Source organism: Aeromicrobium sp. REDSEA-S38_B2 (assembly GCF_001628525.1).
GTDB lineage: Bacteria > Actinomycetota > Actinomycetes > Propionibacteriales > Nocardioidaceae > Aeromicrobium > Aeromicrobium erythreum.
The window spans coordinates 14,567-35,197 of the sequence record NZ_LUNH01000050.1; the positions used below are offsets into that span (position 1 = coordinate 14,567).

The window sequence follows — 20,631 nt, forward strand, 5'->3', positions numbered from 1 at the left end:
GTGCCAGGTGATGGTGCGAGGACTCAGAAGGCGTGCGGGTCGACGCGCACGCGCAGCGGCGGCTGCTTGGCCGCCGAGCGGGCCGCCTGCACGTCCTTCAGCGCGGCGGCGAGGGCCGGACCCTCACGGCGGGGCGCCCGCAGCACCAGGCGCTCGTGCACCGGCTCGCCCGGGCGCGTGGAGGTCGGCACCGGGCCGAGCACCTCGGTGGAGGGCGTCCACCGTGCGGAGACGAGCGGCGTCACGTCGGCGGCCGGACCCTCGACCACGGCCACGCGCGCGACAGGAGGCAGGTGCGCCTCCGCGCGCTCGGCGAGCTCACGCTCGGCGAGGCCGGCGGGGTCGGCACGCACGAGTCCCTGCAGGAGCGCCGGGTCGCCGACCGCCACGGCGTCGGCGCGCTCCCGCGCCAGGGCGAGGGCGTTGAACCAGCGGCGGTGCGCCTCCTCGAGCACACGGAGGTCGTCGCGGCCCAGCGCCAGCCAGGTGTCCATCAGCACGACGAGCGCGTAGCCCCCGGCCACCCGCGGCTCGGCGCCGGGCGTGGCCAGCACCAGCACGTCGCCCTCGGGCGCGACCGCGAGCACGTCGGCACCGCCGGAGGTGACGACCTCGCGGCCCGGGAACGCCGCGGCGTACTCCTCGGCGGTCCGCAGCTGGCCGACGACGGGTGCGCGGAGCCGGTGCGACCCGCAGGCGCGGCAGGTCCAGCTCGGGTCGGCGGTCCCGCACCAGCGGCAGGTGGGCAGGGCGTCACGACCGGACTGGGCGAGCGGGCCCTCGCACGTGGTGCACCGGGCCGGGGTCCGGCAGTCCTGGCAGGCGAGCGACGTGCGGTATCCCCGGCGCGGCACCTGCACGAGCACCGGCCCGTCGGCGCGCCGGACCGCGGCGAACACCTCGTGCGGGAGCCGGGCGGGCGCACCACCGGCGACGCTGCCGTCGGTGACGGCGAGCCGTGGCCAGGCGCGGCGCCGGGTGACCGCCTCGGCCTGGACCGACCTCGACCAGCCCGACGCGACGAGCGACTGGCCCTCCGCCGTGCGCGCGTAGCCCGCCAGCAGCAGGGCCGTGTCCTCCCGGACCGCGCGGGTGAGCAGCACCTCGCGGGTGTGCAGGTACGGGGCGCGGGGCTCGACGTAGAGGTCGTCGCCGTCGTCCCAGAGCGCCACCAGCCCCAGCTGCCGCACGGGCGCGAACGCCGCGGCACGGGTGCCCAGCACCACCGACACCTCGCCCCGCGCGACGGCCAGGAACGCCCGGTAGCGCTCGGCGGGCTTCTGTGCGGACGACAGCACGACGTGGCGTCCCTCCCCGAGGACGGAGCGGAGCACGGTGTCCCAGTGGTCGAGGTCGCGGGCGTCGGGGACGCACACCACGCTGCCGCGACCGGAGCGCAGCGTGGCCAGCACCGCCTCCGCGACGGCGACCGCCGGGTCGCGCAGCGGGAGCGCCTCCCACACGACGCGCGGCGCTCCCCCGGACTCGAGCGAGGCGAGGAGATCGGGGCCGTCGGGCCACAGGTGCCAGGCCTCGCCGTCGACGTGGGGCAGGGGGCCCTCGGACGCGGGGACCGACGGACGGGCCTCGACCCGTGCCTGACGCGGCGGGACGGCCAGGCGCAGCACGTCGGACAGCGTGCCCGCCCAGCGGTCGGCGACCTCTCGGGCCAGGCCGAGCACCTCCGGGCTCAGCACCGGCTCCGCCGACACGACCTTGGACAGCGGGGCGAGCCGACCCTCGTGCGCCGAGGCGCCGCCGAGGCCGACCACGAACCCGTCGGTGAGCCGTCCGGCGAAGCGCACCTTGACCCGGCAGCCGGGCACGGGCTGCGGGTCCAGGTCGGCGGGCACGGCGTAGTCGAAGAGCCGGTCGAGGTGCGGCAGCGGCGTGTCGACCGCGACCCGCGCGACCAGCACGGGTTCCGCCTCACGACCAGGCTCCTCGGCTGCTGCCGGCTGGGTCGTCGGTGGGGGCGACGGCGGCAGCGCGAGGAGCTCGAGCTGGTCGCTGGTGGTCACGCGCACTGTCTACCAGCCGGCTCCGACGACACGACCGCCCCACCACGGCCCCACGCACGGGCTCACCCACGACGGACGAGACGCCGCCCCCGACCGGGGACGGCGTCTCGTCGTGGCGCGGCGGCCCGGAGGCCGACCGCTCAGTCCAGCAGGCTGCGCAGCACGTACGGCATGATGCCGCCGTTGCGGTAGTAGTTCGCCTCGCCGGGGGTGTCGATGCGGACGACCGCGTCGAACTCGACGGTCTCGCCGCCCTCCTGCGTGGCGACGACCTTGACCGTCTTCGGCGTGCGGCCCTCGTTGAGCTCGGTGACACCGTTGACCGAGAAGGTCTCCTCGCCCGTGAGGCCCAGCGACTCGGCGTTCTCGCCCTGCGGGAACTGCAGCGGGAGGACGCCCATGCCGATGAGGTTCGAGCGGTGGATGCGCTCGTAGGACTCCGCGATGACGACCTTCACGCCCAGCAGCGCCGTGCCCTTGGCCGCCCAGTCGCGCGACGAGCCGGAGCCGTACTCCTTGCCCGACAGCACCACCAGCGGCACGCCGGCGGCCTGGTAGTTCTGCGACGCGTCGAAGACGGTCGTGACCTCTCCCCCGGCCGTGAAGTCGCGTGTGAAGCCACCCTCGGTGCCCGGGGCGATCTGGTTGCGCAGGCGGATGTTCGCGAACGTGCCGCGGATCATGACCTCGTGGTTGCCGCGGCGCGAGCCGAGGGAGTTGAAGTCACGCGGCTCGACGCCCTTCTCCATCAGGTACTTGCCCGCGGGGCTGTCCTTCTTGATGGCACCGGCCGGGCTGATGTGGTCGGTCGTCACCGAATCGCCGAGCTTGAGGAGCACGCGAGCGCCCTCGATGTCGGTGACCGGCTCCGGCTCCAGGCCCATGCCGTCGAAGTACGGCGCCTTGCGGGCGTACGTGGAGTCCTCGTCCCAGGCGAACGTGTCGCCCTCGGGCGTCGGCAGGTTCTGCCAGCGCTCGTCGCCCGCGAAGACGTCGGCGTACTCCTTGCCGAACGTGTCGCTCGTGATCGAGGAGGCGATGACGTCCTCGACCTCGGCCGGGGACGGCCAGATGTCCTTCAGGTACACCGGGTTGCCGTCGGTGTCCTCACCGAGCGGCTCCGTCGTGATGTCGACGTCCATCGAGCCGGCGATGGCGTAGGCGACCACCAGCGGCGGCGACGCCAGGTAGTTCATCTTGATGTCCGGGTTGATGCGGCCCTCGAAGTTGCGGTTGCCCGACAGCACCGAGACGACGGCGAGGTCGTTCTCGTTGACGGCGGCGCTCACCTCGGGGATGAGCGGACCGGAGTTGCCGATGCAGGTCGTGCAGCCGTAGCCGACGAGGTTGAAGCCCAGCTTGTCGAGGTAGGGCGTGAGGCCGGAGCGGTCGTAGTAGTCCGAGACGACCTTCGACCCGGGCGCCAGCGTCGTCTTGACCCACGGCTTGCGCGTCAGGCCCTTCTCGACGGCCTTCTTCGCGAGCAGCGCCGCGCCGATCATGACCGACGGGTTCGACGTGTTCGTGCACGACGTGATCGCGGCGATGGTGACGGCGCCGTGGTCGAGGGTGAACGTCTGGCCGTCGAGCGTGACCTCGATCGGGTTGCTCGGGCGACCGCCGTCGGCGGGGACGCACGAGAGGTAGTCGCGCGAGGGCGTGGTGCCCTCGGCGTCCGAGGCCGGCGGGTCGGAGGCGGGGAACGACTCCTCGAGCGCCTCGTCGTACTTGCCCGTGGTGGTCTCGGCCTCCTCCTCGACGTACGCGTTGAGCGCGCCGCGGAAGCCCTCCTTGGCCGACGCGAGCTCGACGCGGTCCTGGGGACGCTTCGGGCCGGCGATCGAGGGGACGACCGTCGAGAGGTCGAGCTCGAGGTACTCGGAGTAGCGCGGCTCGTGGTCGGGGTCGTGCCACAGGCCCTGGGCCTTGGCGTAGGCCTCGACGAGCGCGACCTGCTCGGCGCTGCGGCCGGTCAGCTCGAGGTACTTCGTGGTCTCCTCGTCGATCGGGAAGACCGCGATGGTGGAGCCGTACTCGGGGCTCATGTTGCCGATCGTGGCGCGGTTGGCCAGCGGGACGGCGCCGACGCCGGAGCCGTAGAACTCGACGAACTTGCCGACGACGCCGTGGTCGCGCAGCATCTCGGTGATCGTGAGCACGAGGTCGGTCGCCGTGGCGCCCTCGGGCAGCTCGCCGTGGAGCTTGAAGCCGACGACGCGCGGGATGAGCATGCTGATCGGCTGGCCGAGCATCGCGGCCTCGGCCTCGATGCCGCCCACGCCCCAGCCGACGACGCCGAGGCCGTTGACCATGGTGGTGTGGGAGTCGGTGCCGACGCAGGAGTCGGGGTAGACCGTGCCGTCCTTGTCGAACACGACGCGCGCGAGGTGCTCGATGTTGACCTGGTGCACGATGCCGGTTCCGGGCGGGACGACCTTGAAGTTGTCGAACGCGCCCTGGCCCCAGCGCAGGAACTTGTAGCGCTCGCCGTTGCGCTCGTACTCGATCTCGACGTTGCGCTCGAAGGCCTCGGGCGTGCCGAAGACGTCGGCGATCACGGAGTGGTCGATGACCATCTCGGCGGGTGCGAGCGGGTTGATCTTGGACGGGTCGCCGCCGAGGTCGACCATGGCCTCGCGCATGGTGGCGAGGTCGACGACGCAGGGGACGCCGGTGAAGTCCTGCATGATCACGCGCGCGGGCGTGAACTGGATCTCCTGGTCGGGCTCGCTCGACGGGTCCCAGGCGGCGATCGCCTTGATGTCGTCGGCGGTGATGTCGGCCCCGTCCTCGGTGCGCAGGAGCGCCTCGAGCAGGACCTTCAGGCTGAACGGGAGCGTGGTGACGTCGAGGCCGTCACCCTGCACCGCGTCAAGCTTGAAGTACGTGTAGCTGGTGCCGTCCACCTCGAGCGTCTGCTCGGCGTTGAAGCTGTCGACCATGGGTGTCTCCTTCGCGTCGGGTTCCATCCTGCCGACCGGACCGCCGGGCTGCCAGGTCAGGTGCGCCTTACCTGACGCCCTGCCAGCTGCCGCGACACGTGCACCGCGAGGGTGTCCGGCCGGGAAAGTCTCTTGATGTCAAGATACACGATGTCAAGAGGAATGTTCGACGACGCGGTCGCCGGCGGGTCAGAAGAGCCCGGGCCAGCGCCACAGGAGCGGCCACATGAACGCCAGCTGCGCCGCGCACACCGTCAGGACGCCCACCACGCCGACCGCGTCGAGGACGACGAGCGCGCGACGCCGCGGCACCGACGTGGCCGCGTCGTCGCCGTGCGCACGGACGACCTCGGTGCCGGCGACGCGGTCGAGCACACCGCGGTGCATGCCCAGGAGCAGCGGCACCAGCAGCGCCAGGAGGCCCAGGTAGGCCGCGAACCCGAGGTGCCACGCGTCCGGCGTGGCCGAGCGCAGGACCGTGGGCAGGCCAATGGGCACCGCCGCCACGGCGAGGTCGATCAGCACCGCGGCCGCGAGCCCACGCAGCAGGCCACGCGCGGCCCCGGTCGGGCTCCCCTCTCCCGCGCGGACGACCCGCAGGCCCTCGCGGTGCTTGCCGATGCTGTGCCCGCGGACGCCCTGCCGCAGACCGTTGTTCCACAGCACGAACAGCTCTCCGGCGACGAGCCCGCCCAGCAGCAGTCCGTCGGAGCGGCCCAGGGTCCACACGTCGCCGGTGGTCGCGCTGCCCAGGATCCGCGCGACGAGCACCACCAGCGCGCCCGCGGTGAAGGCGACGCAGAACAGCAGCACGTCCTGGGCGAGCGCCGAGCGTCGCAGGTCGCCGACGGTGCGTTCCTCGTCGCCGACGTCGGACGCGGGCGTGAGGTCCTGGGCGTCGTTCATCGCATCGCTCCGATCCAGCGGGCGGCCGCGCGGCCGTCGCGCACCCGACTCTCCCACGTCATGCCCACGCCGAGCATCGACACACCGGCGGCGGCGATGAGGATCCAGCGCGGCAGCGCGACGGCGACCGGACCGAGCTGGACGAGGAGCAGCAGCCCCACCAGGACGGCCCCTGCCACGAAGGGCGCGAGCCAGCGCAGCCGGACGCCGAGCGCCAGCACGGCGAGCGACACGAGCCCCAGTGCGAGCCCCCGCGGACTCGTCGGAGCGAGGAGCGCCTGCGGCAGGCTCGGCAGCAGTCCGAGCACGAGCCCCGGCCCGAGGGCGACCACCGTGCTGCGCGGCGGCTCCGTGCGCAGCAGCACCCACGCCCCGGCACCGAGCAGCACGAGCGCGAACGGCACGGTGTAGGCCTCGACCACGCCGACGTCGCTGGCCACGAGCCGCAGCACGTAGGCGATGCCGAGCGGCACGGTCGCCACCCACCGCAGGACGGCCCGGTCGGGGACGAGGAGCGAGACGAGCACCAGCGTGGCGCCCAGCAGCGTGAGCAGGAGGGCGAGCCAGGCGAGCGACGTCGTCCCCGCCGCCCACAGCACGGTGACGAGGAGCGCGGTCACCGCGGCCAGCTCGACCCCACGGCGACCTCGACGGTCGTCGAGGAGTGCCGACGCCCCCGCCCCGACGACGAGGGCCGCGAGCAGGACGGTGAGCGAGGCGACGGTCGCAGGCGCGTCGACCAGCTCGAGGACCGGGACGGTCGAGGCGATCGCGGTCACGGCCGCCGCCGACGCGGCGAGGTCGCGCCAGGGCGGTCCGTCGTCCGGCAGCGCGCAGACCCCGAGCAGGACGGCCGCCAGCGGCCAGGCGACGACGGCCGTCTCCCAGTCGCCGATGCACACGACGACGGCCACGGTCGCGAGCACCCCACCGACCGCGCGCAGGAAGGCGCGGTCGGCGACCAGCAGCGAGACCAGGACGGCGGCAACGGCCGGGAGCAGGAGGGTGGCGACGAGCCACACGACGTCGACGTCGACCACGGCCGCGGCGACGAGCACGCCGCCCAGCGCCAGCAGGCCCGAGCCGCCCTCGACGCCCAGACGACCAGTGCGGTCGCGCAGCCCGACGCCGGAGACCACCAGTGCGAGCGCGGCCGCCGCGGCGAGGACGACGCCTGTCGCCCCCGTCCCCAGGTCGGTCAGCTGGGCGGGCGGCACGAGCGCGATCCCGACATGCACGGTCGCGACCGCCGCCAGCACCTCTCGCACCGGAGCGGGTCGTGCCGCCCGGGCGGCGACCACGGCCACGAGCGCCGACACGCCCCACACCCACCACGCGGTGGACCAGTCCCCCGCGACCAGCAGGTCCGCGACCACCGCGGCCGTGGCCGCAAGAGCGGGGTGGGCGACCCGTCGACCGTGCGGCGCGGCCGCGACGAGCGCGAGGGTCGCCCCGAGCGTGAGCGCGGCGACCGCTCCCGCGACCGGGCTGACCTCCGCCGCGCTGGTCGCTACGGTCACGAGGAGCGCGGCGGCGAGACCGGTCTCGACCCCGGTGCGCCGTGCGACGTCGTCGACCAGGAGCACTCCGACGAGGAACGTCAGCACGATCGCGGCGACGAGGGCGGCCAGCCGGACCTGCGCGTCGCCGTCGAGCGCCACCACCAGCACGCCTGCCGTCCCTGGGCCCCAGGCTGCGGCCAGGCCGAGCGCGACACCACTCCGCAGGCGGGGCGCCCGCACGAGCGCGACGACGACCAGGCCGAGCGTCGCGGCAGCCCACACGACGACGCACGCCCACGGCGCGTCGAGGGCGAGCGCGGGCGCGACGGCCAGCGTCGCGACCGACACCCACCACCACGGTGCGGGCCTTCCGGTGGGCGTCCCGAAGGTCGTCACGGCCCAGAGCACGAGGGCACCGGCGACGACGCTGCCGGCCAGCAGCACCGCCGACGGACCGGCGTCGGCGAGCACAGACCAGGCGGTGACGACGGCGACGCTGGTGGCCGCGCCGGGCGCCCAGGGCCGCAGACGTCCCACGACGCGCCAGCGTGCAGCACCGAGGACGACCAGCGTCGCTGTGGCACCGAGGGTCCACGCGAGCCAGGGCCGGTCGGTGCCGGGCACGTCGAAGGTCGTGAGGGGGTGGTCGATGCGCTGGCCGCCCGTGGTCGTCAGTGCCTCGCCCACCACGGCCAGCAGCTGCGCTCCCCACGGGAAGAGCGCGAGCGTCACCAGGAGCGATGGCGCGATGCCTGCCGCACGCGCTCCTCGTGCCCACGGTCCGCGGCCGGGGACCCAGACCGCGGGGACCGCGACCGCGGCAAGCACGAGCAGGGCGCCGTACTGCGGTGCCGCCGACCACGCGGGCAGGGCCGCCAGGAGCGTGAGCGTCGAGAGCGCGGCGCCGGCGGACACCGTCCGCGCCGGGGCGGGCAACCGCCCGAACGACGCGAGGCCGGCAGCGACGCCGGCGATGATCGCGAGGGGGACGCCGTGGGCCCCGCCGACCAGGTCGACCAGTGCGGGGTGCGCGACGGCGTCCACGAGGGCCAGGACGACGGCGACCAGCGCAGCGACCCCGCCCGCGGCGAGAGCGACCCAGGCCCCCACCCGTGCGGTCGCCCAGTGCAGTGCGGCACCGACGAGCACGGCGACGACGAGCGCCGCGGTCGCCGACCAGAAGGGGCGCGCTCCGCCGTCGTCGAGCACGACCGCCACCCGCACCCCGGCGGCCGCCCCGGCGAGGCCGCCGAGCACCGACACGACGACCAGCTCGCGGGCGTCGTCGAGGGTGCGTCGTCCGAACCTGACGATCGCCGCGGTCGTGAGCACCACCACGGCGCACCACAGCAGGTCCCACGGCGCGCCGGGCAGCGCGTCGAGACCGAGGAGTCCCTGGTCGCGCGCGGCGAACCAGTCGAGCGTGAACAGGCCCAGGAAGACGGTCCACAGGGCCTCGGCCGACGCCCGGAGACGTCGGCGCGTGACCACGGTGGCGACACCACCCGCGACGGCCGTCGCCGCCAGCAGCACCAGGGCGCGGCCGAGGATGCCCATCGGACCCCAGTAGACGGTGATGAAGATGGCGCCGGCCACGAGGAGGGCGAGGGCACCGAGCGCCAGGAGGACCGTGCCCACCGAGACGGGCGCGCGCGGCGTCGTCGCCGCGACCGAGTCGACCGTAGGGACGGTCGGGGGCGGGCTGGTCGGGGCTGGGCTGGCGGCCGCTGGTGCTGGGGCCGGCGCTGTTGCCGTGGCTGGCTCCGGCACCGTCACGGTCGACACAGGAGCGGGCGCTGCGGGGACGGGCGCCGCGACCGTCTGCGGCCGGCTGGCGCGGCGGGCTCGCTCGAGGTCGCGGTCGACCCGCAGGAGCTGGTTCCACAGCCGTCCCGCCTCGGCGGTGCGCAGGTCGAGACCGCAGCGCGCGCAGACCCGCGCACCGTCGAGTCGCGCCCGGCAGTCGGGGCACACGGTCGGATCGGCGTAGGCCATGGCGACACCCTGCCCGTCCAGGTGGTCCTCGGACAACCTCGTCGGCCGCCGCGGGGGTCAGTCGACGCGGTCGAGGACGGCCACGCACTCCACGTGGTGCGTCATCGGGAAGAGCGCGAACGCCCGCAGCGGACCGAGGCGGTACCCGTGCTCGGCGAACGTGGCGACGTCGCGGGCGAGCGCCGCCGGGTCGCAGGCCACGTAGACGACTCGGCGGGCGCCGAGGGCCGCGACGGCCGGCACGGCCTTGCGCGCGCCGGTGCGCGGCGGGTCGAGGACGACGACGTCGACGCCGTCGGCGAGGGCGGGGTCGCGGCGCAGCGCCCCCTCGGTCGAGTCGGCCACGAGGCGCACCTGGCTGCGACCGTGCAGCGACCTGCGGGCGTCGCGAGCTCCTTGCCGGTCCGCCTCGACGCTGACGACGAGGCCGTCCGGTCCGACGGCGTCGGCGAGGAAGGCGGTGAAGAGTCCCACGCCGGCGTAGAGGTCGGCGACGCGGTCGCCGGGGCGCGCCTCGACGGCGTCGAGGACGGCGTCGACGAGGGTCCGCGCCGCCTCGGGGTGCACCTGCCAGAAGCCCGAGCCGGTGACGGTGAAGTCGTGCGGTGCGACGTGCTCGGTGAGCCGGGTGCCTCCGGCGCGGCGGTGACCGTCGGTGCCGGCCACGCCGTCGACGTCGAGGTCTGAGGGCACGGTGGCGTCGGTGACGACGAGGCGCTGCCCGGTGGACGAGACGATGGCCTCGACCGGGCCGCTGTCCCAGCGGTGCGCGGTGACGTCGGGCAGGTCGGGGTGGGCGATGGGGCAGTGATCGACGGGCACGACCTCGTGCGAGCGGTGCTTGCGCAGACCGGGGCGCCCGTCGGGCGTGGTCGACCAGGTGACGCGCGTGCGCCAGCCGAGGGTGGGTCGGACCTCCTCGACGACGACGTCGCGCTCGATGCCGGCGAGCCGGCGCAGCTGCTCGGCGACGACGTCGGCGAGCAACCGGCGCTGCGCGGCGGGCTCGACGTGCTGGAAGTCGCAGCCGCCGCAGGTGCCGGCGAGGGCGCAGGGCGGCTCGACGCGGTCGGGCGAGGCCTCCAGGACCTCGACGGCGTCGGCTCGCAGGAACCGCTTGGTGGTGTCGGTGACGCGGATGCGGACCCGCTCCCCCGGCAGGCTGTGCCGGACGAAGACGACCTGCCCGTCCAGCCGCGCCACGCAGCTCCCGCCGTGGGCGACGGGCCCCACCTCGACCACAGGAAGACTCTTCCCGTTCACGCCCGACCACCTCGCACGGGCCCACGAGCCCACCGAGGGCACAGGGCGACGGGCCCCACCTCGACCGCAGGGAGACCAAAGTCGCTCACGGGCGCGTGTCCGGATTGTCGGCGTGGGGCTGCTCGGGGCGGGGCTGGTCGCCGAGGCCGCGGCGGACGTCTCCGGGGGCGGGACCGATGACGCTGCGCGGGTCGACCTTGGCGGCGGAGCTGAGCTGGTAGGGCACGCTCGTGACCATGACCCCGGGCATGAACAGCAGGCGCCCCTTGAGGCGCAGGGCGGTCTGGTTGTGGAGGAGCTGCTCCCACCAGCGCCCGACGACGTACTCGGGGATGTAGACGCTGACGATGTCGCGGGGGCTCTCGCGGCGCTTCTCCTTGACGTACTTGACGACGGGGCGCACGAGCTCGCGGTAGGGCGAGGAGACGACGGTGAGCGGAACAGGGATGGCGAGCTCGTCCCAGCGCTCGCGGAGGGCTGTGGTGTCCTGCGGGTCGAGCTCGACGTAGAGCGCCTCGAGCGTGGAGGGCCGGGCCACGCGGGCGTAGGCGAGGGCGCGGAGCGCGGGCTTGTGGAGGCGTCCGATGAGCACCACGGCGTGCACGCGGGACGGGAGGGCGACGTCGGTGTCGTCGATGGCGAGCTCGTCGCTGACCCGCTGGTAGTGGCGGTTGATGCCGAGCATGAGGAAGAAGACGAACGTCATGGCCAGGATGGCGATCCAGGCGCCGGCGAGGAACTTGGTGATGAGGACGATGACGAGCACGGTCGCCGTCATCGCCAGGCCGAAGCTGTTGACGATGCGCGAACGCTTCATCCGGCGTCGCTCGGTGGGGTCGGTCTCGGTCGCGAGGTGGCGGGTCCAGTGCCGGATCATGCCGAGCTGGCTGAGGTTGAAGGAGACGAACACGCCCACGATGTAGAGCTGGATCAGCTTGGTGACCTCGGCGTCGAACGCGAGGATCAGGACGATGGCGGCGACGGCGAGCAGGACGATGCCGTTGCTGAACGCCAGACGGTCGCCGCGGGTGTCGAGCTGGCGGGGCAGGTGGCCGTCGCGGGCCAGGATCGAGCCGAGGACGGGGAAGCCGTTGAAGGCGGTGTTCGCGGCGAGGACCAGGATCACGCCGGTGCAGGCGATGGTGAAGTAGAACAGCGGCTGGGCGTCGCTGTAGAGGGCCTTCGCGAGCTGGGCGATGACGGTCGGCTGGTCGTAGCCCTCGCCGACGGGCTGGCCGTCGAGCAGCAGCTGGCGGGCGGGGTCCTCGACGTAGCGGACGTGCATGGCGTCGGCGAGCAGGATGATGCTCATCAGCATCGTGATGGAGATGGTGCCGAGCAGCAGGAGCGTCGTGGCGGCGTTCTGGCTCTTCGGCTTGCGGAAGGCGGGGACGCCGTTGCTGATCGCCTCGACGCCGGTGAGCGCGGCGCAGCCGGAGGAGAAGGCACGTGCCAGGAGGAACGCCATCGCCAGTCCGGTGAGCGCCGAGTCGTAGGGCGCCTCCGCGGCGATGTCGTAGGGGGCGCTCTCCGCCTGCGGCAGGTCGCCGAGCAGGTACCGGACGAGTCCCCAGGCGGCCATCAGGCCGATGGCGAGCATGAACAGGTACGTCGGGACCGCGAACGCGGTGCCGGACTCCTTCGTGCCGCGCAGGTTCAGCGCCATGAGCAGCAGGACCAGGACCGACGCGGCGAGTGCCTCGTGGCCGACGAGCCACGGGATGGCCGAGGTCGCGTTCTGCACGCCCGAGGAGATCGACACGGCGACCGTGAGGACGTAGTCGACGAGCAGGGCGCTCGCCACCGTCACGCCGGCCTTCGGTCCGAGGTTGGTGGTGGCGACCTCGTAGTCGCCGCCGCCGCTCGGGTAGGCGTGGACGTTCTGCCGGTAGGACGCGACGACCGTGAGCATGACGAGGACGACGGCGATGCCGATCTTCCAGTTGAACGCGTAGGCGGTGATGCCGCCCATGGAGAGCGTCAGGAAGATCTCGTCGGGGGCGTACGCGACGGACGACAGCGCGTCGCTCGCGAACACGGGCAGGGCGATGCGCTTCGGCAGCAGCGTCTCCCCCAGCTGGGTACTGCGCAGCTTCCGTCCGACGATGGTCCGCTTGACGGACTCGACCATGCCCACGAGCGACGATGGTAGCCGCGGGGTCGTCCGCCCGCCGGGGCGCGGGCGCGCGGCACGGCACCGGTGCCCCGGACCGGCCCACGACGTCCTCGCGTCCGTGTAGCGTCGCCCCCGTGCACATCGTGATCATGGGCTGCGGCCGCGTCGGGTCGACGCTCTCGCGCAGCCTCGAGGAGCGCGGCCACACGACGGCCGTGATCGACTCCAACCCTGACGCGTTCCGCCGCCTGGGCCCCGGCTTCACGGGGACGACGGTCACCGGCATGGGCTTCGACCGCGAGGTGCTGCGCGCGGCGGGGATCGAGCAGGCCGACGGCTTCGCGGCGGTCTCCAGCGGCGACAACTCCAACATCATCTCCGCGCGCGTGGCCCGCGAGCAGTTCGGCGTCGGCAACGTCGTCGCGCGCATCTACGACCCCGGTCGCGCCGAGGTGTACGAGCGGCTGGGCGTGCCCACGGTGGCCACCGTCCCGTGGGCGGCCGACCAGGTGCTGCGCCGTCTGCTGCCGGCCGGGTCGGAGCCGGCCTGGCGCGACCCGTCGGGCCAGCTGCGCCTCGACACCGTGTACGCGCCGTTCCCGTGGATCGGCCACCACGTCTCCGACCTCGAGGACGCCGCCGGCGTGCGCGTCGCCTACCTCACCCGGCTCGGCTCGGGCGTCGTCGCGACGGCCCGCACCGTGATGCAGGAGGGCGACGTGCTCGCCGTGTTCATGCGAGACGAGGACGCCGAGCGTGCCCACGCGGTGCTCGAGTCCGGACCTGAGGAGGCCTGATGCGCGTCGCCATCGCCGGTGCCGGTGCGGTCGGCCGGTCCGTCGCCCTCGAGCTGACCGAGAACGGTCACCAGGTGCTGCTCATCGACAAGTCGCCGGGGTCCATCCGCTCCGACGTCGTGCCCGACGCCCAGTGGCTGCTCGCCGACGCGTGCGAGATGTCGTCGCTGGCCGAGGCCGGCCTGCACACCTGCGACGTCGTCATCGCGGCGACCGGTGACGACAAGGTCAACCTCGTCGTCTCGTTGCTCGCCAAGACCGAGTTCTCGGTGCCGCGCACCGTCGGCCGCGTGAACCACCCGAGCAACGAGTGGCTGTTCGGAGAGTCGTGGGGCGTCGACGTCGCCGTCTCGACGCCGCGCCTGATGTCGGCGCTCGTCGAGGAGGCGGTCTCGGTCGGCGACCTCGTCCGCCTGTTCACGTTCCGCCAGAGCAACACGAGCCTGGTCGAGCTGACCATGCCCGCCGACTCTCCCTACACCGGCCGTCTTGTGCGCGACGTCCCCTGGCCGCGCGACGTCGTGCTCGTCGCCATCCTGCGCGACAACGCCATCGAGACCCCCGACCCCGAACGCTCTCTCGAGGCGGGCGACGAGCTGCTCTTCGTCACCGCCGAGGACGCCGAGGTCGAGATCGGCTCGCTGCTCTCCCCCAAGTCCTGACGTCGCGCTGCGGCTGGGGCCGGGTCCTCGTCGGCCTGCGGCTGCGCTGGCGCGGGTTCAACTCGTCCTGCGCTCCGCAAGGGCCTCGACCGGGCGGCTGGGAATCGTGCTGGTCTGGGGTCTCGGGCTGCGGGTTGCGCTCGGGGTGGACGCACGATTCTTCGTTTGCGCGCCCTGGGCGGTGGGTTTGCCACCGCATCGTCCTCAGCGGTGGATCTGCCACCTTCTCAGCGCCCTACAGGTGGAGAATCCACCGCCGACGGGATCAGACGTGGCAGAGCTTCTCCCTTCTCGTGGACCGTGCCACGAGAAGGGAGAAGCGCTGCCCACCCCACCCCAAGGGCACCCACGCTTCTTCATTCACGCGTAGAAGGTCGAACGCTTCTGCGTTGGTGACGGGATCCCGTAGCAAACGCAGAAGCCTCGGCCTCCACCTCACCAACGCAGATCCTTGCGTCCCACGCGAGCCACAGCCCGAGACCTCAGGCCAGCGCGCCGCCCAGCCGCCCGGTCGAGGCCCTTTCGAAGGCCACCCCCAGCGAAACCCGAGCCAGCGCACCAGCAACCCCAGACCCCCGGCGCCAGCGCACCAGCAGGTCCAGTCGCTGCCTCAGCGCGTGCTCGCGCCCGGCTCGAGGGGGGTCGCGTTGCGCGACAGGACCCACGCCATGGCGGCGAAGGCGGCGACCTGGAGGGGCCAGCCGAGCACGACCTTGGAGGTGCCGAGGAGGGCGACGTGGTCGCCTGCCCAGAGCGGGTACTGCACGAGGACGCGCACGATGCAGGGGGCGGCGAAGAGCCAGGTGAGCAGCGAGCATAGGCGGACGAGCTGGCGGTCCTCGTGCCACTCGGTGGGCTCACCGGTCAGGCTGCCGATCAGGAAGCCGACGAGTGGCCAGCCGACCAGGATCGACACGACGAACACGGCCGCGTAGGCGCCGTTGTAGAGGATGCCCGGCAGGAACACGTCGCGGGCCTCGCCGCTGCGCGAGGCGAACACCGCCGCGATCGCGATGCCGACGAGCGCATTGAGCACGAACTGGACCGTGGAGCGCTGCACCAGACGCACGGCCAGCAGCACGACCGCGCTGCCGACGCTCGCGATCAACGACGTACGGAGGTCCTTCGTGACGATCCAGCAGACGGTGAAGACGATCGTCGGCACGGCGCTCTCGACGATGCCGCGACCGCCGCCCAGCGCCTCGGCGAGCTTGGAGCGGACGAGCTCCTCGACCGTGGTGTAGCGCCGTGCCCCGTCGCCCGGACCGTCGTGACGGGCGGGCTCGGCGGAAGCGTCAGGCATCGAGCTCGTAGCGCGGGTTGTAGAGCACGCAGCTGTCGCCGCGCCGGCCGATCCGTCCGTGGACCGTCAACCGACGTCCGGGCTCGATGCCCCTGATCTCGCGCCGACCGAGCCACACGAGCGTCACATGGCCGGACCCGTCGTACAGCTGCGCCTCGAGCGCGCTCACCCCGTCGGAGACGGGCCGGGTGGTCACCGAGCGCAGCTCGCCGTGCAGCGAGCAGACGGCACGGTCGGACTGCGACGCCAGGAGCCGGCAGCCGGCCTGGTCGGCGCTGCGCTGCAGCTCGTCGTCCTCGATCTGCTCGAGGGTCGGCCGGCGCCAGGCACGGCTCAGTCGCGAAGGCATGCGTCCATCCTAGGTCGGTTCGCCGTCAGGACCGAGGGTCACGGGCTCCGCGTCGGGCGGCAGCTCGATCAGCAGCGGCTCGCGGACGGGGCGCGGGTCGTCGCCGCGCACGACCACCACCTCGCGGAACGCCTGCTCGAGGAGACCGTCCTCGTCGGGCTCGAGCGCCGCCGAGCCGAGGAACGTCGCGCGCAGCATCCAGCGGGGACCCTCGACGGCGACGATCCGCGACGGCTGGAACCCGTCCTGGCCGTCGGGCAGGGTGACGGGGATCTGCACCCGCAGCTCCGGTCCGAAGGGCCCGTCGAGCTCCTCGACCTGGCCCTCGAGCCGCTGCACCTCCGCCACCAGCTCCTGACGCACCTCGTCCCACAGGCCGCCGCTGCGGGGCGCGGCGAAGGCGCGCAGCTCCAGGCCCGCCTCCTCGGTCACGAGCACGACGGAGCCGGCGCCGCCGCCGTCGTCCTGCGGCACCTGCAGCTGGAAGCCGACCCGGCCGCGGATGCGCAGCGGGCCGAGGTCGACGTAGCCCGCCTCGTCGGCGGAGGCCTCCGTGGAGTCTCGCGGTCGGGTCGGCGTGCTCACCGCCTCGGACTGCTCGCTGGTGCTCGTCTCGTCGGGTGCGGTCTGCTCGCGCTCGCGGCGACGTCGGATCATCGGTGCTCTCCCACGGATCGGTGGCCGCCGGTCGAGCCGTAGCCCCCGGCGCCTCGGCTGGTGTCCTCGAGTGACTCGACCTCGCGGAAGGTCACGTGCTCGACGCGCTGGACGACGAGCTGCGCGATGCGGTCGCCCCGCGCCACCTCGACCGTCTCTCGTAGGTCGTGGTTGACCAGCAGCACCTTGATCTCGCCGCGGTAGCCCGCGTCGACCGTGCCGGGCGTGTTCACGACCGAGAGGCCGTGCCGCAGCGCCAGACCGGACCGGGGGTGCACGAAGGCCGCGTACCCGTCGGGCAGGGCGATGGCGATGCCGGTCGGCACGAGCACCCGCTCGCCCGCGGCCAGCGTGGCCGGTGCTGCGGCGTGCAGGTCGACGCCCGCGTCCCCCGGGTGCGCGTACGCGGGGACCGGGAGCTGCGGGTCGAGGCGTCGCACCGCGATCTCGAGCATGCTCGCGACCCTACTCGGGTGGACCTGGCCCGGATGCGGCAGGCTTGCAGGGTGCAGAACCGTCGTGAGCGCCTCGTGGCTCCCGTGTCGTGGTGGGTCGGCGTGCTCGCCTTCGCCCTCGCCTGGGCCTGGCTGCTGCTGGTCGTCGCCGGCACCGGCGCAGCCGTGGTGACCTTCGTCGGCGTGGCCGTGCTCACGGGTGCCGTCGTGTGGGCGTACGGACGCACCGTCGTCGACGCCGGCCCCGACGGCCTGCGCGTCGGACGCGCGTTCCTGACGGCGGAGCACGTGGGTGCCGTCACCCCGCTCGACCGCGTCGCGACCCGCGAGGCCCTCGGACCCCGTGCCGACGCCCGTGCCTGGTTGCACGTGCGCCCCTACGTCGACACCGCCGTGCGCGTCGACGTCGACGACCCGGCCGACCCTGCCCCCTACTGGCTGGTCTCCACCCGCCACCCGAAGGCGGTCGCCGCCGCGCTCGGCGCGCGTCCCGCCTCCTCCGACGCACCCGACCAGCCCACTCCAGACCCGAGGTGACGACCATGGCTCGCACGTCCCGCAAGGCCCGCACGACCCCCAGCCTGGAGACGGCGACCCCGCCGCGGAAGGCGTCGCGCTCCAGCCGTACCAGCTGGAAGCTGCTGGACCGCTCGACCACCATCGCCGCGGGTCTGCTCGCCCGCCAGGCCTCGACCGTCACCTGGCGTCTCGCGACGGGTCGCAAGCCCCCGACCGCGGGACGGCACCCGGACGTCGAGACCAAGGAGGCCGTGGCATGGGCTGTGGTCGGGGGTGCCCTCGTCGAGGTCGTCCGCCTGCTCGTGCGTCGAGGCGCGGCGGGCTACTGGGTGCGCTCCACGGGCGACCTCCCGCCCGGGATGAAGCCGCTGAAGGGTGCCTCGGTCGGGGCACGCGTGGCCGCGGCCGCAGGAACGACAGAGCCGGCTTCCTCGCGGAAGCCGGCTCGGCGTCGTCGGCGCTCGCGCTGAGCGAGCCCGGGCTGGTGGGACGTCCCACCGGTGCGTGCTGCGTCAGTAGGCGCAGTCCCGGCAGATGAGCCGGTCGCCCTTCTCCTCGGCGAGCTGGGACCGGTGGTGCACCAGGAAGCACGACGAGCACGTGAACTCGTCGGACTTGCGCGGCACCACCTGGACGGCCAGCTCCTCGTGAGAGAGGTCGGCACCAGGCAGCTCGAAGGACTCGGCCGCCTCGACCTCGTCCTCGTCCACCTTGCCCGAGTTCTTCTCGTGGCGACGCGCCTTGAGCTCCTCGATGCTGTCCTCGGACTGCTCTTCCTCAGTCTTGCGAGGCGCGTCGTAGTCGGTAGCCATGTACCCCTCCGTCGTGTGCGTTCAACCGACGGGATTGTTCCACACCGGCACAAGCCGTCGTCGGTCAGTACCCACAAGCCCGGACGACGTCGAAGTATTCCCCTGCGAGGGCGGGGTGGGCGGCCATCACGAGCCGTCCGTCAGGCGCTCCGTCGAGTCCCTCCGGCGAGTCCCTGCTCGCGGCGACGCTCCGGCAGGTAGCCGAAGCCGGTGCCGACGAGTGCCTCGGCCAGCGGCGGGGGCTCGGGGGCGTGCAACGGCCGTCGCTCCTCGCCGCTCCAGCGCCAGGCACCGGCGCCCAGGACGGCCGCCCACTCCTCGCCGGTCGCGATGTTCACGACGTACCCGGCCACCTCGGTCGCGCCGTCCGGGCCGTCGAGACGAGCCGCGATGGAGACCGCGTAGGCCGGGATGCCGTAGACGAAGTTGACGGTGCCGTCGATGGGGTCGACCACCCACTCGACACCGCTGGTGCCGCGGACGCCGCCACCCTCCTCCCCGAGGAAGCCGTCGTCGGGGCGGGCGGCGAGCAGACGCTCCCGGACCAGCTCCTCGCTGGCGCGATCGACCTCCGTGACGACGTCGACGCGGCTCGACTTGGTGTCGGCCACGCCCACCCGGCCCTCCGGTCGCCGCGCACGCACGAGCGCCGCGGCCTCGAGCCCGACCTCCCGGGCCAGCTCGACGAGTGCATGGGGGTCGACGGCGTCGCTCATGCGTGCGCCGGGCGGTCGCCGCGCAGGTTGGCGCAGCAGTTCGGCACGCACACCCACGGGTTCGCCCCGCAGCTGCCGATCGTGGCGGGCGTCGGGTCCTCGCCGCGGTCGGCCGCCGCGCGCTCCTGCAGGAGGTCGGTGATCATCGCGACGAAGGCCGGGTGCGAGCCGGGCGTCGGCACGCGGACGAAGCGCAGCCCCAGCTCCTCCGCCGTCGCCTTGGCCTCGGTGTCGAGGTCGTAGACGACCTCCATGTGGTCGGAGACGAACCCGATGGGCACCACCACCACCGACGTCACACCGTCGGCGGCGAGCTTCTCGAGGTGGTCGTTGACGTCGGGCTCGAGCCACGGGGTGCGCGGCGAGCCGGACCGCGAGCAGTAGACGAGCTCCCACGGCAAGCCCTGGTGCCGCGGCTCGAGTCCGGCCATCACGAGGCGCGCGGTCTCGAGGTGCTGGTCGCGGTAGGCGCCGACACCCGGGCCGCCGCTCGCGTCGTTCATCGCGTCGGGGATCGAGTGGGTCACGAAGACGACGTGCGTGTCGTCAGGTGCGTCGGCGAGCGCAGCCCGCGTGTGCTCCACGAACGGCGCCACGAAGCCGGGGTGGTTGAAGGGCAGCCGCAGTCGACTGAGCTCGATGTCGAGGCCCTCGGTCGCGTCGGCGAGGTTCTCGCGGTACTGACGGCAGCCCGAGTACGAGGAGTACGCACTCGTGAGGAAGTAGGCGGCGTGCCGGACGCCGTCGGCCACCATCTGCTCGAGAGCGTCGCGCAGGTACGGGTCCCAGTTCCGGTTGCCCCAGTAGACGGGCAGGTCGACGTCGCGCGACGCGAGCTCACCCTCGAGCGCCGCGATGACCTGCCGGTTGAGGTCGTTGATCGGGCTGCGACCGCCGAACAGGAAGTAGTGCTCCCCCACCTCCTCCAGCCGCTCGCGCGGGATGCCCTTGCCGACGGTCACGTTCTCCAGGAACGGGACCACGTCGTCGGGCTTCTCGGGACCACCGAAGGAGACGTAGAGGAGTGCATCGAAGGGGCGGACGTCCATGCCGTCATCGTCCCACGCACCGCCTCCACGCGCGGCGCGGCAGGGGGAGGTGGGCGGTGCTGGTGCGCTGCAGCGGATGGTCGTGGCCTTGCTGCTGCGCTGCCTGCGGAGGTCTTGCCCTGCTGCTGCGCTGCCGCGGGCGGTATCGACCTTGCTGGTGCGCTGCCTCGGCTGGCGCTGGGGGTGGTCTCCGAAAGGCCTCGACCGGGCGGCTGGCATCCGCGCTGGTCTGGGGTCTCGGGCTGCGGGTTGGTGCTGGGGTGGACGCAAGATTCTGCGTTGGCGACGGGATCCCGTCGTGAACGCAGAAGCGTTCGGCCTCGCACGCTCGAATGCAGAATCCTGGTTGCCCTTGGGGGTGGGGTGGGCAGCGCTTCTCCCTTCTCGTGGCACGGTCCACGAGAAGGGAGAACCTCTGCCACGTCTGCCCCCGCCATCGGTGGATCTGCAACCGCAGAACCGCTCCTGCGGTTGCAGATCCACCGATAGGACGCTCAAACGCAGAACCATGGCCTGACAACGCAGAAACGAAGAGTCTTGAGTCAACCGCGGGCCCAGGCCAGACCC

Annotated in this window: 17 protein-coding genes; 4 read left to right on the forward strand and 13 right to left on the reverse strand. The window is 73.2% G+C overall.

The genetic code is table 11. From position 1 onward, the window contains the following. Positions 1-23: 23 nt before the first annotated feature. The 6 genes from A6Q81_RS11490 to A6Q81_RS11515 form a co-directional block, all read right to left on the reverse strand. The gene (locus A6Q81_RS11490) at positions 24-2,021 is read right to left on the reverse strand and encodes a primosomal protein N' family DNA-binding protein (protein WP_286690521.1); all 1,998 of its coding nucleotides are present in this window, start codon (positions 2,019-2,021) and stop codon (positions 24-26) included. 140 nt (positions 2,022-2,161) lie between these two features. Beyond that, positions 2,162-4,990: an aconitate hydratase gene (locus A6Q81_RS11495; protein ID WP_502692816.1), complete on the reverse strand. Its 2,829-nt coding sequence runs from the start codon at positions 4,988-4,990 to the stop codon at positions 2,162-2,164. Between the two features lie 162 nt (positions 4,991-5,152). Further along, positions 5,153-5,869 (reverse strand): RDD family protein, encoded by a 717-nt coding sequence (locus A6Q81_RS11500; protein ID WP_067857149.1) that lies wholly within the window; start codon positions 5,867-5,869, stop codon positions 5,153-5,155. After that, positions 5,866-9,366 (reverse strand): SCO7613 C-terminal domain-containing membrane protein, encoded by a 3,501-nt coding sequence (locus A6Q81_RS11505; protein ID WP_286690523.1) that lies wholly within the window; start codon positions 9,364-9,366, stop codon positions 5,866-5,868. Before A6Q81_RS11505 ends, A6Q81_RS11500 begins: the two co-directional genes overlap by 4 nt. A gap of 57 nt (positions 9,367-9,423) precedes the next feature. Beyond that, on the reverse strand, positions 9,424-10,629 hold the full coding sequence (locus A6Q81_RS11510) for a class I SAM-dependent RNA methyltransferase (RefSeq protein ID WP_286690524.1): 1,206 nt from the start codon (positions 10,627-10,629) through the stop codon (positions 9,424-9,426). 85 nt (positions 10,630-10,714) lie between these two features. Continuing rightward, positions 10,715-12,760 carry an APC family permease gene (locus A6Q81_RS11515; protein ID WP_286690525.1) on the reverse strand — a complete coding sequence of 682 codons (2,046 nt, stop codon included), beginning with the start codon at positions 12,758-12,760 and terminating at the stop codon, positions 10,715-10,717. Positions 12,761-12,879: 119 nt separating this feature from the next. Between A6Q81_RS11515 and A6Q81_RS11520 the strand changes: the two genes are divergently transcribed. Next, positions 12,880-13,542 (forward strand): potassium channel family protein, encoded by a 663-nt coding sequence (locus tag A6Q81_RS11520; protein ID WP_286690526.1) that lies wholly within the window; start codon positions 12,880-12,882, stop codon positions 13,540-13,542. Next, the gene (locus A6Q81_RS11525; protein WP_067857134.1) at positions 13,542-14,204 is read left to right on the forward strand and encodes a potassium channel family protein; all 663 of its coding nucleotides are present in this window, start codon (positions 13,542-13,544) and stop codon (positions 14,202-14,204) included. Before A6Q81_RS11520 ends, A6Q81_RS11525 begins: the two co-directional genes overlap by 1 nt. Positions 14,205-14,814: 610 nt before the next feature. Here the strand turns inward: A6Q81_RS11525 and A6Q81_RS11530 are convergent. The 4 genes from A6Q81_RS11530 to dut are packed head-to-tail and all read right to left on the reverse strand — an operon-like array spanning position 14,815 to position 16,968. Next, positions 14,815-15,507 (reverse strand): DUF3159 domain-containing protein, encoded by a 693-nt coding sequence (locus A6Q81_RS11530; protein WP_286690527.1) that lies wholly within the window; start codon positions 15,505-15,507, stop codon positions 14,815-14,817. Next, a complete protein-coding gene (locus A6Q81_RS11535) occupies positions 15,500-15,856 on the reverse strand; it encodes an OB-fold nucleic acid binding domain-containing protein (protein ID WP_286690528.1) in 357 nt (118 codons plus the stop codon). Before A6Q81_RS11535 ends, A6Q81_RS11530 begins: the two co-directional genes overlap by 8 nt. A 9-nt stretch (positions 15,857-15,865) precedes the next feature. Next, positions 15,866-16,513 (reverse strand): DUF3710 domain-containing protein, encoded by a 648-nt coding sequence (locus A6Q81_RS11540; RefSeq protein ID WP_286690529.1) that lies wholly within the window; start codon positions 16,511-16,513, stop codon positions 15,866-15,868. Then, the gene (gene dut / locus A6Q81_RS11545) at positions 16,510-16,968 is read right to left on the reverse strand and encodes a dUTP diphosphatase (protein ID WP_286690530.1); all 459 of its coding nucleotides are present in this window, start codon (positions 16,966-16,968) and stop codon (positions 16,510-16,512) included. Before dut ends, A6Q81_RS11540 begins: the two co-directional genes overlap by 4 nt. 51 nt (positions 16,969-17,019) lie before the next feature. Between dut and A6Q81_RS11550 the strand changes: the two genes are divergently transcribed. After that, positions 17,020-17,505, forward strand: a complete 486-nt coding sequence (locus A6Q81_RS11550; protein WP_067857114.1) for a DUF3093 domain-containing protein — start codon at positions 17,020-17,022, stop codon at positions 17,503-17,505. A gap of 5 nt (positions 17,506-17,510) precedes the next feature. Further along, a complete protein-coding gene (locus A6Q81_RS11555) occupies positions 17,511-17,957 on the forward strand; it encodes a DUF4235 domain-containing protein (RefSeq protein WP_067857112.1) in 447 nt (148 codons plus the stop codon). A 42-nt stretch (positions 17,958-17,999) separates the two neighbouring features. Here the strand turns inward: A6Q81_RS11555 and A6Q81_RS11560 are convergent, their stop codons facing one another. The 3 genes from A6Q81_RS11560 to A6Q81_RS11570 all read right to left on the reverse strand — a co-directional run bounded on the left by A6Q81_RS11560 (position 18,000) and on the right by A6Q81_RS11570 (position 20,064). Further along, positions 18,000-18,299: a DUF4193 domain-containing protein gene (locus A6Q81_RS11560; protein ID WP_067857109.1), complete on the reverse strand. Its 300-nt coding sequence runs from the start codon at positions 18,297-18,299 to the stop codon at positions 18,000-18,002. Positions 18,300-18,439: 140 nt separating this feature from the next. Further along, positions 18,440-19,015: an inositol monophosphatase family protein gene (locus A6Q81_RS11565; protein WP_286690531.1), complete on the reverse strand. Its 576-nt coding sequence runs from the start codon at positions 19,013-19,015 to the stop codon at positions 18,440-18,442. Next, positions 19,012-20,064, reverse strand: a complete 1,053-nt coding sequence (locus tag A6Q81_RS11570; protein ID WP_067857105.1) for a ferrochelatase — start codon at positions 20,062-20,064, stop codon at positions 19,012-19,014. Before A6Q81_RS11570 ends, A6Q81_RS11565 begins: the two co-directional genes overlap by 4 nt. Between the last annotated feature and the right edge of the window lie 567 nt (positions 20,065-20,631).

What these genes read in the sequence shown, in the direction of transcription:
- A6Q81_RS11495 (WP_502692816.1), bottom strand. Translation starts at nt 4,990, where the DNA reads ATGGAACCCGACGCGAAGGAGACACCCATGGTCGACAGCTTCAACGCC.
- A6Q81_RS11500 (WP_067857149.1), bottom strand. Translation starts at nt 5,869, where the DNA reads ATGAACGACGCCCAGGACCTCACGCCCGCGTCCGACGTCGGCGACGAG.
- A6Q81_RS11505 (WP_286690523.1), bottom strand. Translation starts at nt 9,366, where the DNA reads ATGGCCTACGCCGATCCGACCGTGTGCCCCGACTGCCGGGCGCGACTC.
- A6Q81_RS11515 (WP_286690525.1), bottom strand. Translation starts at nt 12,760, where the DNA reads ATGGTCGAGTCCGTCAAGCGGACCATCGTCGGACGGAAGCTGCGCAGT.
- A6Q81_RS11525 (WP_067857134.1), top strand. Translation starts at nt 13,542, where the DNA reads ATGCGCGTCGCCATCGCCGGTGCCGGTGCGGTCGGCCGGTCCGTCGCC.
- A6Q81_RS11530 (WP_286690527.1), bottom strand. Translation starts at nt 15,507, where the DNA reads ATGCCTGACGCTTCCGCCGAGCCCGCCCGTCACGACGGTCCGGGCGAC.
- A6Q81_RS11535 (WP_286690528.1), bottom strand. Translation starts at nt 15,856, where the DNA reads ATGCCTTCGCGACTGAGCCGTGCCTGGCGCCGGCCGACCCTCGAGCAG.
- A6Q81_RS11540 (WP_286690529.1), bottom strand. Translation starts at nt 16,513, where the DNA reads ATGATCCGACGTCGCCGCGAGCGCGAGCAGACCGCACCCGACGAGACG.
- dut (WP_286690530.1), bottom strand. Translation starts at nt 16,968, where the DNA reads ATGCTCGAGATCGCGGTGCGACGCCTCGACCCGCAGCTCCCGGTCCCC.
- A6Q81_RS11555 (WP_067857112.1), top strand. Translation starts at nt 17,511, where the DNA reads ATGGCTCGCACGTCCCGCAAGGCCCGCACGACCCCCAGCCTGGAGACG.
- A6Q81_RS11560 (WP_067857109.1), bottom strand. Translation starts at nt 18,299, where the DNA reads ATGGCTACCGACTACGACGCGCCTCGCAAGACTGAGGAAGAGCAGTCC.
- A6Q81_RS11565 (WP_286690531.1), bottom strand. Translation starts at nt 19,015, where the DNA reads ATGAGCGACGCCGTCGACCCCCATGCACTCGTCGAGCTGGCCCGGGAG.
- A6Q81_RS11570 (WP_067857105.1), bottom strand. Translation starts at nt 20,064, where the DNA reads ATGGACGTCCGCCCCTTCGATGCACTCCTCTACGTCTCCTTCGGTGGT.